Source organism: Methanocaldococcus vulcanius M7 (assembly GCF_000024625.1).
GTDB lineage: Archaea > AGJL01 > Methanococci > Methanococcales > Methanocaldococcaceae > Methanocaldococcus > Methanocaldococcus vulcanius.
This window is the reverse complement of the sequence record NC_013407.1, coordinates 1,374,541-1,387,597: the sequence shown is the minus strand read 5'-3', so window position 1 is coordinate 1,387,597 and position 13,057 is coordinate 1,374,541. Positions and strand designations below refer to the sequence as shown.

Below are 13,057 nucleotides of genomic sequence, written 5' to 3'. Positions count from 1 at the left end.
CTTTTGTAGCTCTAATTTCCATTTTAATCTCTATTCAACCAATAAAACATCTCCCTTTGTAGTTGATTCTTTTTTGGTTCATCTTTTAATTCATTTTAATAATAATCTTCTCATTCTTAAATTTATTTTTCAATCTTCTGTTCATTTTCTTTTATAAATTCTTCAACTATTTTATATGATTATTTTATATGATCATTTATTATTTTTTATTAATTTTAAAATCCAAGGCAAGTATATATTCTCTTGGTGCATAACTCTTAACTATTCTTTTCTCTAAAACTTCACAATCACACTTCTTCTCAAACAATTTTATTGCTTCATCAAAGCCCTTTCCAATTGTGTAATAGTGTATAACTCCTCCCTCTTCTACAATATCCAATGCCTTATCTACAAATTCATGAGCAAATTTTGGCAAATTCATTATAACCCTATTTCCTTTAACATCAACCTCTCTAACATCACTTAATATAGGTATTATCTTATGTTCTAATTTATTTAACTTTATATTCTTTTTTAAAAGTTCTATTGCATGTGGATTTATATCTATGGCGTAAATCTTTTTAGCATTTCTGCAAGCTATTGAAAACGGCCCCACTCCAGCAAACATATCGACAACCACATCATTCAAAGAGACCTTTTTCATAATCCTTCCCCTCTCCCCTCCCAATCTTGGAGAGAAATAAACCTTCGCTATATCAACCCACAAACGATAACCATTCTCTTTATGGATTGTTAGAGTTCTATTCTCCCCTGCTAAATGCTCTAACTCCCTAACTCTAAACTCTCCTTTAACTTCACTTTTTCTTCTAAAAACTCCTTTGCATGGGATTAGTTTGTAAGCTAATTCTCCAATCTCCTTTCTTATTTTTTCATCAACCTCATCTGAAATCTGCAAAATTACCAAATCACCAACTACATCATAAGAGAGGGATATTAAGCCCCTGTCAATTTCATTTCTATATTTTTTTGATATTATTTCTCTAAAACTTGGTTTTTTAATTATTTTTTTCTCTTCAAGTTCTTTATCAACTAACTCAAACTCAATATCTAAAATACTCTTTAAAATCTCTTCATCAACATCTTTTATTGGTAGATAGAGATAATCTCCTTCGGAAGTTATTTTATAATCCTTGTTTAATAAGTTATTCTCTATCAATATTCTTCTTGTTTGCTCACCATGTTTTTTATTTATTTTTAGACAGAGAGGCATGGAATCACCGAGTAGTTTATAACAAAATTTTATTCTTACAATATAGGAATATAGTTCCCAAATTAAGCCATAATTAGTAATTAATTATTAATAAGCTAAAAAGGTATTTGTAGGATTTCACATAAAAAATTTAACAATAGTGGCATATATTACTAAAATTTCAGTAAATACGAGTAATAAAATCATAATCAATAAAGTTATTTTTGGTATTTTATATGTCAATCTATTGGATTTTGGATTATACATAATGCGATGCAGTAGTTTAATAAAAACCAATACAACAACCGGCAGTGATAATATTCCTAAAATTTACTGAAAAAAATGCATTTTTGTAATGTGGCAGTATTGCTACCGCCACACTAATTGCGAAGATTACTAAATACATAACCTTATCAAACATTTTACTATCAATAATTGCCCAAATTGATTTTAAATTCATTTAATCACCATCCGTTTTTAATAGATTTATATAAAACTTTATAAAATCTATTTTTTACTTTTTAAAACCCTATAACCTCCTTTTATTGTAACTGTTTCAACATTTCCAAAGACATCTTCCATAAATTTAGCTAATGACTTAGCTCCCTGCTTTGTTTGAATAACTACCCAAATTTCTCCCCCATCTTTTAAAAGTTCTTTACCTTCCTCAATAATTCTATGTAAGACCTCCTTCCCAGCTCTTATTGGTGGATTTGTTATAATCTTATCATACTTTCTGTCTTTAACATTTTCATATAGATCACTATGAACTACCCTAATATCATAATTTTCTAAATTATTTAGCTTTATATTCTCTTTGGCTAATTTTATTGCCCTCCTGTTTATATCAGCCATTGTAACTGATTTTACTTCATCAGCTAAGGCAATGCCAATAACACCATAACCACAGCCCAAATCTAAAATGTCATCATCTTTATCAACAACTACATTCTCAACTAAAATTTTTGTTCCTTTATCAACCTTTCCATAAGAAAAAACTCCACTATCTGTTTTAAATTTTAATTTTTTTCCTCTTAAAATGTCTTCAACAATTTTTATATCTGATTTGGTCGTTGGCTTTTCAGAGAAATAGTGCATTCTATCACCGTATGCTCTTATTTTAGTATCTGTTAATAATTTATGACAAATTCTTAAACAGTTAATTTATTATAAAAAATACAATAATAAATCAGTTCTCAAAAACTTATGACACTGAAAATATAACACAAAAAGTTAATAAATAAAAAGAATTACAAAAACATCAATATTATTAATAGTTAATTGTTAATTCCCATAAATATTGTCCTTTTTATTTAATTTCATTCAATAACTACATAAACGCGTAATTTTGCAAATATCGCCTATCATTACGTAAGAAACTACAACAATATAAATAAAGGATCATGGTAATATAAAATAGTTTTTAATAGTATAAAAGGTGATAAAATGCATCTCTTAGATTTGGATGTGTTAAGTAGAGAGGATGTGTTAAAAATTATTGAATATGGAATATACTTTAAAAAAAATAGAAGAAAACATGAAAAAATCTTAGAAGGGAAGAGTATTGCAATAATATTTGAAAAACCCTCAACAAGAACAAGAATGAGTTTTGATATTGCCGTTTATGAGTTAGGAGGGCATCCATTAATAATGAACCAGAATGAGATACATTTAGGAAAGAAAGAGTCAATAAAGGACACTGCAAAGGTTATGAGTAGATATGTTGATGCAATAGTAGCAAGGGTCTATAAGCATAGACACTTAGAGGAGATGGCTAAGTATTCAACAGTTCCTGTTATAAATGCTTTAAGCGATTTAGCCCACCCTTGTCAAATATTGGCTGATTTAATGACTATAAAAGAGTATAAAGGAAATTTTAAGGGATTAAAAATAGCTTATTTGGGAGATGGAAATAATGTTTGTAATTCTTTGATTTTGGGCTCTGCATTGGTTGGAATGGATATTTATATAGCAACACCAAGGGGTTATGAACCAAATGCTAAAACAATATTAAAAGCTAAGGAGATTATAGATAATTATGGAGAGGGCTCTCTAACATTAACAAACGATCCAATAGAGGCCGTTGAAGAGGCAGATATATTATACACTGATGTATGGGTTAGCATGGGGGATGACAAAAACAAAGAAGAGGTTTTAAAAATCTTTCCACCTTTCCAAATTAATAACAATATCTTGGAGTATGCAAAAGATGACGTTATAGTTATGCACTGCCTCCCAGCAAATAGGGGCTTAGAGATAACCGATGATGTTATTGATGGGGAGCATTCAGTTGTCTATGATGAGGCAGAGAATAGATTACATGTTCAGAAGGGAGTGTTTAAGTTTATATTCGAGAGGTAGGGATCTAAGAGACACTGTCGAGGTGGAGTATTTGTTTTGATTCCTGTTTTGATGAAACTTTTTTGAAAAGTTTCGCAGAGAATATATTGCACGTTCAGAAGGGAGTGTTTAAGTTTATATTTGACAGTGAATATCTTATAAAAATAAAATTTAACAATTATGTCTATATAAATTAAAGTTAACTATTACTTTTATTATCTATTTTTATTAATACAGCATCCTCTGGTGAAAAATGTTTGTATAGTAAATATAATATATTTAATATACCTGTAAAACCTGAAAGGATAAATAATATTATATGCAATAATATGCCCCCATAATTTCTTTTCCAAAGTTCTGCACTATTATCTTGCCTTCTTTTTATTTTATAACCCATTGCAAGATAATCGCTTATTTTATCTTCTAATTCAGTTTCATTCTTTACTCGCTGTATTCTCAAACTTACCATAGTATCTCCTCAATTTTTATGATTTTAAATATTTCAAAATAAATAAATAAAATAAAAATTATCTTTATATATTTAAAAAATTTACTAATTTGTTTTTTTTTTGCCATAGGTTTCCACAACCAAAGAAGTTTAAAAAAATAAAGTTTTATATGTATCATTTTTTGGTCTTATGTTAACCTATACAAAAACCTACGCAAAAAGAAATTATTTAAGGAGATAAAAAAGTATAAATTGGGATTTTTCTGTATTGGTGGTAAGTATGGTATCTACTGAAAAAATAGCTGTATTATTGTGTGTGGGGGCAATATTGGTTATTGGGTCGCTGTTTTACCACTACTTAATAGATACTTATCTTTCATTTCAGAATCAGATAAATACCACAGTCGCGACCCATTTAGCAACAATACATTAAATACATTATATATTCTTTTTTTTCTTTCTATTCAAATTCTATTGTTGCGGGTGGTTTATCAGTTATATCAAACACTACTCTTGATACATTTGGAATTTCTGAGGTTATTCTTTTACTTATTCTTTTTAAAAGATCAAATGGGATTTCTGGAACATGAGCAGTCATTGCATCTATTGATTTAATCATTCGAAGAGCAACTATCCAGTTATAGTCCCTTTCATCTCCCTTTACTCCTGTCGCTTTACAATCCAAAACAGCAGCAAAATATTGCCAAAGATCTTTATCAATTCCTGCTTTTTTTACTTCTTCTTCAACTATTGCATTCGCTTCTCTACAAATATTCAATTTCTCTTCTGTTATTTCTCCCAATATCCTTACTGCCAATCCAGGTCCCGGAAATGGCTGTCTATAAACTATGCTATCAGGAAGCCCCAATTCTCTCGCTAATATTCTAACTTCATCTTTATACAACTCTCTCAGGGGTTCTACAACTTCAAGAACCATTCCATGGGGTAAAGCAACATTATGATGGCTTTTTATATTTCCTCTGGTTTCTATCCAGTCGGGGGCAATGGTTCCTTGGACTAAGACCTCTGCTTTTATTTTTTCTGCAATTTCTTCAAACACATCTATAAAGAGTTTTCCAATTATCTTCCTTTTTTCTTCTGGATCTTTTACTCCTTTTAAAGCATTTAAAAATCTATCTTTTGCATCTACAATTATCAAATTCATTTCTAATTTCTCCTTAAATGTTTTCTCTACTTCTTCTTTTTCTCCCTTTCTCATAAGACCAGTATCTACAAAAACAGCGGTTAATTTATCTCCAATGGCTTTGTGGGTTAAAACCGCAGCTACTGAGCTATCAACTCCACCACTTAAAGCGATTATTGCATTTCTATCTCCGATTTGCTCTTTGATCTCTTTTACTGATTCTTCAATAAATGCTTTCGGATCAAACACTGGAAATCACCCTTTAATTTTTAACATGCATGTTGTTAATTGTTTAAAAATGATTTATTCGTTATCAGCATCTACCTCTTCTTCGGCAGTTTCGCCCATATTTTCATTCTCTTCAGGTATTAAAAAATTTTTCTTACAATTATTTAGGTGTTTAAAAGCGTTTTCTTCAAGTTTTTTAGCTAAGTTTTTTGGAACACCATCCATAGTATTTGAGAGATAACTGGCAACGCAGGCAGATAATAATAAAATTGCAGCTTTTTGTTCACTTTTGAGCCGATGGATGTGATGAGGCCTTATATCTAATGTTTCGTAGATTTCGAGCAATTTATTGCATTCATTAGTTGTATTTTCTATATCATTATCTATGATTTCTTTTACAACATAGACAAAAAATTGATGAAGTTTCATTAATTGCTCTTTGTGCATGGTATCACTTTAAATATCACAGCAAGAATAAACATTGATAATCACAATAAATTACTATTAAAATTTGAAGTTGAAATATATATAGTTTTTTACGAATTAAATAATTTTATTAAGCCATTTGAGAAATATCACTTTATTTATTTTTAAAAATATTTATTTAAAGAACTTAAAATAGAAAAGTTCTGAATGAGATAATTATCGAAGAAGATAATCAATGATAATGATAATAAAAATAAAAATAATATAATTTAATAATAATTAAGGGGTTATAAATATCTTGCCATGGTGATTGACATGCTTAGGGAGATAATAAAAAATTTAGATCCTGTTGTCATTGAAAAAGCCAATAGAAAATTTGGAATCACAAGAATATTAAAGAAATATGATGGTAAGCCCGTTTATATTAAAGATGTTGACGGATTTGAAGTTGTAGGAAATCTGTGTAGTAGAGACACGCTGTCTAAAATTTTTAATGTAGACAAGAAGAATTTCATATTTTTTATGCTTAAAGCAATGGAAAATGAAAAAAATGCTAAACTTAACATAAATAATAATCTAAAAAATAAATATAACGTATTACCACCAGAAAAACTTAACGAATTTCCAATTCCAATTTACTATGAAAAAGATGCAGGGGCTTATATAACAAGCGGTGTAGTTATTGCCTATGATGAAGATTTTGGATATAATCTCTCTATTCATAGGATTTTGGTTAAAGAGGATCATTTAGTTATAAGAATGGTTGAACAGAGGCATTTACACTTTTTATACAACAAAGCATTAGAAGAAAAGGGATATTTAGATATTGCAATAGTAATGGGCGTGCATCCTGCTGTTCTATTAGCAGGAGCTACTTCAGGAGATATAACATTTAATGAGTTAAAATTTGCTTCTGCATTATTAGGAGGAGAAATGGATGTGTTTGAGATAGATAATGGACTGTTGGTGCCTGAGGCGGAGATAATTATACAAGGAAAAATTTTAAGAGAGATGGATGATGAGGGTCCTTTTGTAGATATAACTGGAACATATGATATTGTTAGAAAACAGCCAATTATTAGAGTGGAGAAGATCTACTCAAAAGAAAAACCAATAATTCACGCTTTATTACCTGGGGGGATAGAACATAAGACACTTATGGGAATGCCTCAGGAGCCGAGAATTTTAAAAGGCGTTAGGAACACAATCCCAACAGTAAAGAATGTTATTCTAACTGAGGGGGGATGTTGTTGGCTTCATGCAGTTATACAGATAGATAAAAGAACAGAAGGTGATGGTAAAAACGCGATATTAGCAGCATTTGCTTCCCATCCAAGCTTAAAACATGTAGTCGTTGTTGATGATGATATAAATATATTTGATATAAATGATGTAGAGTATGCAATAGCCACAAGGGTTCAGGGAGATAAGGATATAATAGTGATCCCTGGGGCTAAGGGTTCATCCTTAGATCCATCAAGCGATTTAAAAAATAAATTAACGGCAAAAGTTGGAATCGATGCTACTATGAGTTTAATTAAAGGAAGGGAACATTTTGAAAGAGCGAAAATTCCTGAAGAGTAAATTTGAATAATCTAAAAGTAAAAAACAATAATCAATAATAACCATAATAATTATAACAACATCAAAAGATGACTAATTAAATTAATTCTTTTAAGAAAAGGTGTGTATATGTTAATATTTGGCACTGCGGGAGTTCCTTTAACAGCGAAAGATGAATTCAAGGCAATAGATGTTCTAAAAAGTTTAAATTTAGGGGCTATGGAACTTGAATTTGTCAAAGGAGTATATATGAAAGAGGACTATGCAAGGAAATTGAAAGAATATGGTAATGGAATAGTATTCTCTGCTCACGCTCCACACTATATAAATTTAAATGCAAATGAAGAGGAGAAAGTTGAAAATAGTATAAAAAGGATTATAAAAACAGCAAAAGTGCTCCATAACTGCGGAAGAAACCTTGTGTTTCATCCCGGCTACTACCTAAAAAACAATAAAGAAGACACATTCAACAAGATAAAGTCAAACACTCAGAGAATCTTAGAAAAAATAAATAACTTAAAGTTAAATGTTTTATTAAGGCCTGAAACAACAGGAAGAACATCACAATTTGGAGATATTGACGAAACAATCGCTCTCTGCTCTGAACTTGAAATACTACCGTGTATTGATTTTTCACACATATATGCAAGAAGTAAGGGAAAAATTAATGACTATAATTCATTTTGCAAGATCCTTCAAAAATTAGAAGATAACTTAGGAAAAGAAGCAATAAAAGACATGCATATTCATCTTTCTGGAATAGAATATGGAAAAGGTGGTGAAAGAAGACATCTCCCCTTAGATGAGTCAAACTTCAATTATAGGGATGTATTAAAAGCATTGAAAGATTTTGATGCTTCGGGAACTGTTATCTGTGAAAGTCCCCTGTTAGAATATGACGCTGTAAAACTTTTAAAGACATACTTAGAGTTATGACTAAACTTTATAACCTATAAAACCTTCACTCTGCCCTGATTTCTGGTTATTTAACTTTTAGTTTTCGTTATTTCATTAATACTAAAAGCATGAGGTAGAATTTATAAAAAGGGATAACATGTTCAACATACGAAAGATAATAACGATTTCTGACTATATAACCATGTTAAATATCATCTCCGGATTATTAGCAATTTTTTTTAGCATGTTTTCTTTAATCTATCTTTCAGTGATGTTTGATGCATTAGACGGATATGTTGCAAGAAAAACAGGGACTGTTTCTGAATTCGGTGCAGAACTTGATAGTATTTCGGATATTGTAAGTTTCGGTGTTGCTCCATCTTATCTTTTATATACTCACTATGATTCAAATTTTGTTCTTGTTTCAGCCATAATATTCTGTTTATGTGGTGCGCTACGCTTGGCAAGATTCGGAATACTAAATGTTGAAGGATTTGTTGGCCTTCCAATTCCTGCAGGGGCTATTTTACTTGTAGGTTTCTGTCAGATAATAAACAACAGTTATATGGATGCAATAATTGCAATATTAGTGGGATTATTAATGATAAGCGATATAAGGTATAAAAAAATGAGAAATAAAATCATTCTTTGCATATTTGCGATTTCTTTGATACTGGCAATCTTTGGAATCCCATATTTTGCTTTACTCCTTTGTCTTATCTATTGTATAGGGGGCATAATTACATATTTAAAACAATCTCATTAAAATACCTTCTAAATTTAAATTTGAAATAACATAAAACTGAAAATAATAAAAAATGATAAAAATAAAAACTACAAGTTGAGAACATTTAGGTGTGTAGAAAATATAATAAACTGACTCATTAAAATATCCACAAAAGAAGGTATTTAAATAGTAAGAGGACATAACATTTATTATTGTCCTCAACCTGTTTAACATCATTAAATACCTTACATATATTTGAATATTTAAGTTCAATTTATTTTGTTATTTCAACTTATTATTATTTTTGGTGAGATTCATGAACCTTGAAGAGAGAAAAAAGTTGGAAACAAAGACAATAGACGAGCTAAACTTAGTTGGAAAAAAGGTTTGCGTTGATACATGCGTTGTTATCGATGGTAGAATAACAGAGTTAATTGAAAAAGAAAAATTAAAAGATGCTACAATAATTATTCCTGAAGCAGTTGTTTCTGAATTGGAATATCAAGCAAATAGAGGAAGAGAAATAGGATACAAAGGAATTGAGGAGCTTAGAAAATTAATAGAAAAAGCAAAAGAGCACAATATTAAAATTGAATATTTTGGGGAGAGACCTACAAGAGAAGAGATATTTTTAGCAAAGAGTGGAGAAATAGATGCAATGATTAGAAAAGTAGCCAAAGAGACAAACTCTATACTATTAACAAGCGATTGGATTCAATACAATTTAGCAAAAGCACAGGGTATTGAGGCATATTTCTTAGAAACAACAGAAGAGAAAGTTGAACTCGTGTTAGATAAATACTTTGATAAAGAAACAATGTCCGTGCATTTAAAAGAGGGATGTTTGCCTTATGCTAAAAAAGGTAAGCCCGGAGAGGTTAAACTTGTTCCAATAGGAGATAAAGAACTAACAAAAGAAGAGATGGAGGATATAATTGACAACATTATAAAATATGCAGAGCAAAACAATGGATTCTTCGAAATTCAAAGAGAAGGAGCAACAGTTATTCAATTAGGAAATATTAGAATTTCAATTGCAAGGCCTCCATTTTCTGAGGCATTAGAGGTTACAGCAGTTAGACCAATAGTTAAGGCATCATTAGATGATTATAAGCTTTCGGATAAGTTGATGGAGCGACTAAAGGAGAGGGCAGAGGGGATCTTTGTTTCTGGACCTCCTGGAAGTGGAAAGTGTTTGCCAAAAGGAACAAAGGTCTTACTGCCAGATGGAACATTTAAGAACATAGAGGAGTTAAAATTAGGGGACTATGTTTTATCCGTTGGATTGGATAAAGTTGTAGCAAATCCAATTATTAAGACATATAAGAGAAAAGAGAGTAGATTAATAAGGATTATGACAAGATTAGGAAGAGAATTAATATTATCCGAAAGACATCCAATATTGTGCATTAAAGATGGGCTTGTAGGATGGAGAGAAGTTAAAAACTTAGATGTGGGAGATGTTATTGGAGTAGCTAAAAATATAGATATTGAAGGAGAGAAAGTTGAACTTAACATCCTACAATTAATTAAAAATATTGAAGAGGGAAATAAGTTTTATGCTATCTTAGATAATGGAGAAGAGAAACCAATAAATGAAGTTAATAGTAATGATAAAGTTAAATGTCTCTATTATAAAGGAGATAATCACATAAAATCAAGAAAAATAAGGGCAAATATTAAATTAGATGAAAACTTTGCTGAGTTGTTGGGGCTGTTATGGGCAGAGGGTAGTGGTGGAAATGTTGAATTTAACAACTTGGATGATAAGTTAATTAAGCACTACAAAGAACTGATGATGAAGGTCTTTGACATTAAAGAGGATGAGTTTTACTTTGTTGATAGAGAAAGATTAAGAATAAGAAATCCAAAAACAATATATTTGGTTCTAAAAGCCCTTGGCTATCCAGAAAGTAAAAAGTCAAAAACATTAAAAGTTCCAGAGGTTGTATTTAGAGGAGATAATGAGATAATATCAGCGTTTATAAGGGGAGTGTTTGAAGGAGATGGTTATATTGGAGAGAAAGGCATTGAGATAGCAACGGCAAGCAAGGAATTTGCTAACGGCATTTATTATTTATTAATCAGATTAGGCATAACTCCACTCCTAAAAGAGAAAAAAATTGGAGATAACATCTATTATAGAATATTAATTCAAAATTCAGAGGATATTGCTAAATTTTACAACATAATAAAACCAAGATTTAAGGTTGCAGGATTTGAGAAGTTTTTAATCAAAGAGAGCAATCCAAATGTGGGAACAGTTCCAGTTGGAAATATTCTGAAGGAGTTATATGGCCTGTTTGAAGAATCATTAGACAATGCCAATAAAAACGAATACTCAATAGATAGATTAGAAAAGCACTTAAATATATTGGTTGGAAAGTATAAGGATTACATAGCTTATGAAAATACAATTAAAGACCTTAAAGAAATAAATTCAACATTAAAGAACTGGAAAGAAGTTATAAAACAACTGAATGAACTGTTAAAGACAGTTAATACACAGGACTTTTGCAAAGAACATCACATAGACCACAATGCATTTAGCAAATGTCTATCCAATGAGAGAAAACCAACATTAAAAACAATTATAAAATATTTAGAGGAGTTTAACAAAGAGTTTAACTTAGAAGATACCTTAATGCACTGGGAAAGAGTAGATAAACAATTAAATGAAATAATCGACAAGATAAAAGATGCTCCATTTATAAAGTTTAAGTCAGAAGTATTAAGCACAGAAATGAAAAGATTACTAATGAAAGAGAAAAAGCTTCCAAATTTGATATTATTATCCCAATATATTGACGAGATTTGTGAGGAGTATTATGAAAGATTGAATAAAATTGAAGCATATTTCTCAAATTTAATAGCAATACTAAATAAAAATGTCTTCTGGGATAAAATTGTTGAAAAAGAAGAAATTAACTATAATGACTTTGTCTATGATATAGAAGTGCCATATCATAACTTCATAATAAATGAAACTCCAATAATCGTGCATAACTCAACGTTTGTAACTGCTTTGGCAGAGTTCTATAAGAGTCAGGATAAAATAGTTAAAACCATGGAAAGTCCAAGAGATCTGCAAGTTAGTAAGGAGATAACTCAATACGCTCCATTAGAGGGAGATATGGAAAAGACATGTGATATTCTATTATTGGTTAGACCTGATTACACAATATACGATGAGGTTAGAAAGACGAGGGACTTTGAGATATTTGCAGATATGCGACTTGCAGGAGTTGGAATGGTTGGAGTTGTTCATGCTTCAAAACCGATAGATGCCATTCAAAGATTGATTGGAAGAGTTGAGTTAGGAGTTATTCCTCAAGTTGTAGATACTGTAATCTTTATAAAGGATGGAAAGATTCAGAAGGTTTATGAAATAAACTTTACTGTAAAAGTGCCTTATGGAATGGTTGAAGAGGACTTAGCAAGACCGGTTATTGAAGTTAAGGACTTTGAAACAGGAGAAGTTGAGTATGAGATCTATACATATGGAGAGCAAGTTGTTGTTATGCCAATTAAAGAGCAGGATAATAATAAAAAAGCTCCAATATATGGATATGCTGAAGAGAAGTTGGAGGAGATACTGAAAAAACTTCTCCCAAGAAAGGCAAAGCCAATGGTAAAGGTTACTGGAGATAACTCAATTGATTTAATTGTTCCAGAGAAGTATATTGGGGCAATTATAGGTAAAGGAGGAAAAGAGATTTCAAAATTGGAAGATATGCTTGGATTAAAGATTTCAGTTAAAGAGAAGGAGAAAGAAGAAGAAAAGGATTTAGAAAACATTTATAGAAAGTATGAGTTTGTGAATGAACTTGAATCAACACGAATCTATGAGACAGATAAGTATGTGATCGTTGATGTCGGAGAGGACTTTGCAGGAGAGAACATAAAAATTTATATAGATGGGAAGTTATTAACAACCGTAACTGTAAGAAATGATGGAACCGTTAGAATAAACAAAAGAACAAAAATTGGAAAAGAGATTTTAGATGCAATTGATGAAGGAAAAGATATATACGTTGATGTGCAATAAATCATGGTATAATATCTAAAATCCTCTTTAATTCTATTTTTTATTAT

At 30.4% G+C, this 13,057-nt stretch carries 12 protein-coding genes; 6 read left to right on the top strand and 6 right to left on the bottom strand.

The annotated features are described in order from the left end of the window. Window positions 1–199: 199 nt before the first annotated feature. From trm5b to METVU_RS06775, 3 genes are all read right to left on the bottom strand, one after another. Window positions 200–1,210, bottom strand: coding sequence for a tRNA (guanine(37)-N1)-methyltransferase Trm5b (trm5b, locus tag METVU_RS06780; RefSeq protein WP_015733455.1), 1,011 nt, complete (start codon window positions 1,208–1,210; stop codon window positions 200–202). 262 nt (window positions 1,211–1,472) lie between these two features. After that, a complete protein-coding gene (locus tag METVU_RS09020; protein ID WP_015733454.1) occupies window positions 1,473–1,649 on the bottom strand; it encodes a hypothetical protein in 177 nt (58 codons plus the stop codon). A gap of 47 nt (window positions 1,650–1,696) precedes the next feature. Then, window positions 1,697–2,287 (bottom strand): class I SAM-dependent methyltransferase, encoded by a 591-nt coding sequence (locus tag METVU_RS06775; protein ID WP_015733453.1) that lies wholly within the window; start codon window positions 2,285–2,287, stop codon window positions 1,697–1,699. 348 nt (window positions 2,288–2,635) lie between these two features. On the opposite strand from METVU_RS06775, the gene argF reads away from it, so the two are divergent. Then, window positions 2,636–3,550, top strand: coding sequence for an ornithine carbamoyltransferase (argF, locus tag METVU_RS06770; protein WP_015733452.1), 915 nt, complete (start codon window positions 2,636–2,638; stop codon window positions 3,548–3,550). Between the two features lie 178 nt (window positions 3,551–3,728). On the opposite strand, the gene METVU_RS06765 is transcribed toward argF, so the two are convergent. Continuing rightward, a complete protein-coding gene (locus METVU_RS06765; RefSeq protein WP_015733451.1) occupies window positions 3,729–3,998 on the bottom strand; it encodes a hypothetical protein in 270 nt (89 codons plus the stop codon). Between the two features lie 259 nt (window positions 3,999–4,257). Between METVU_RS06765 and METVU_RS09015 the strand changes: the two genes are divergently transcribed. Further along, window positions 4,258–4,410: a hypothetical protein gene (locus METVU_RS09015; RefSeq protein ID WP_015733449.1), complete on the top strand. Its 153-nt coding sequence runs from the start codon at window positions 4,258–4,260 to the stop codon at window positions 4,408–4,410. A gap of 27 nt (window positions 4,411–4,437) precedes the next feature. Here METVU_RS09015 and guaA read toward each other — a convergent pair whose 3' ends face one another. Together guaA and METVU_RS06755 are read right to left on the bottom strand one after the other, a co-directional pair. Continuing rightward, window positions 4,438–5,370: a glutamine-hydrolyzing GMP synthase gene (gene guaA / locus METVU_RS06760; RefSeq protein ID WP_015733448.1), complete on the bottom strand. Its 933-nt coding sequence runs from the start codon at window positions 5,368–5,370 to the stop codon at window positions 4,438–4,440. 54 nt (window positions 5,371–5,424) lie between these two features. After that, window positions 5,425–5,796 (bottom strand): UPF0058 family protein, encoded by a 372-nt coding sequence (locus METVU_RS06755; RefSeq protein ID WP_015733447.1) that lies wholly within the window; start codon window positions 5,794–5,796, stop codon window positions 5,425–5,427. Window positions 5,797–6,090: 294 nt separating this feature from the next. Here METVU_RS06755 and METVU_RS06750 point away from each other — a divergent pair, with 294 nt between their 5' ends. The 4 genes from METVU_RS06750 (at window position 6,091) to METVU_RS08900 (ending at window position 13,010) form a co-directional block, all read left to right on the top strand. Further along, on the top strand, window positions 6,091–7,359 hold the full coding sequence (locus tag METVU_RS06750) for a UbiD family decarboxylase (protein ID WP_048196904.1): 1,269 nt from the start codon (window positions 6,091–6,093) through the stop codon (window positions 7,357–7,359). A 108-nt stretch (window positions 7,360–7,467) separates the two neighbouring features. Next, on the top strand, window positions 7,468–8,274 hold the full coding sequence (locus tag METVU_RS06745) for a deoxyribonuclease IV (RefSeq protein ID WP_015733445.1): 807 nt from the start codon (window positions 7,468–7,470) through the stop codon (window positions 8,272–8,274). Between the two features lie 118 nt (window positions 8,275–8,392). Next, window positions 8,393–9,001 carry a CDP-diacylglycerol--serine O-phosphatidyltransferase gene (pssA, locus tag METVU_RS06740; RefSeq protein WP_015733444.1) on the top strand — a complete coding sequence of 203 codons (609 nt, stop codon included), beginning with the start codon at window positions 8,393–8,395 and terminating at the stop codon, window positions 8,999–9,001. Between the two features lie 277 nt (window positions 9,002–9,278). After that, the gene (locus tag METVU_RS08900) at window positions 9,279–13,010 is read left to right on the top strand and encodes an LAGLIDADG family homing endonuclease (RefSeq protein ID WP_015733443.1); all 3,732 of its coding nucleotides are present in this window, start codon (window positions 9,279–9,281) and stop codon (window positions 13,008–13,010) included. Window positions 13,011–13,057: the final 47 nt, after the last annotated feature.

Excerpts from the sequence above, each read along its gene's own strand:
- METVU_RS08900 (WP_015733443.1), top strand. The coding sequence starts at position 9,279 with ATGAACCTTGAAGAGAGAAAAAAGTTGGAAACAAAGACAATAGACGAG.
- argF (WP_015733452.1), top strand. The coding sequence starts at position 2,636 with ATGCATCTCTTAGATTTGGATGTGTTAAGTAGAGAGGATGTGTTAAAA.
- METVU_RS09015 (WP_015733449.1), top strand. The coding sequence starts at position 4,258 with ATGGTATCTACTGAAAAAATAGCTGTATTATTGTGTGTGGGGGCAATA.
- METVU_RS06750 (WP_048196904.1), top strand. The coding sequence starts at position 6,091 with ATGCTTAGGGAGATAATAAAAAATTTAGATCCTGTTGTCATTGAAAAA.
- METVU_RS06745 (WP_015733445.1), top strand. The coding sequence starts at position 7,468 with ATGTTAATATTTGGCACTGCGGGAGTTCCTTTAACAGCGAAAGATGAA.
- trm5b (WP_015733455.1), bottom strand. The coding sequence starts at position 1,210 with ATGCCTCTCTGTCTAAAAATAAATAAAAAACATGGTGAGCAAACAAGA.
- pssA (WP_015733444.1), top strand. The coding sequence starts at position 8,393 with ATGTTCAACATACGAAAGATAATAACGATTTCTGACTATATAACCATG.
- METVU_RS06775 (WP_015733453.1), bottom strand. The coding sequence starts at position 2,287 with ATGCACTATTTCTCTGAAAAGCCAACGACCAAATCAGATATAAAAATT.
- METVU_RS06755 (WP_015733447.1), bottom strand. The coding sequence starts at position 5,796 with ATGCACAAAGAGCAATTAATGAAACTTCATCAATTTTTTGTCTATGTT.
- METVU_RS06765 (WP_015733451.1), bottom strand. The coding sequence starts at position 3,998 with ATGGTAAGTTTGAGAATACAGCGAGTAAAGAATGAAACTGAATTAGAA.
- METVU_RS09020 (WP_015733454.1), bottom strand. The coding sequence starts at position 1,649 with ATGAATTTAAAATCAATTTGGGCAATTATTGATAGTAAAATGTTTGAT.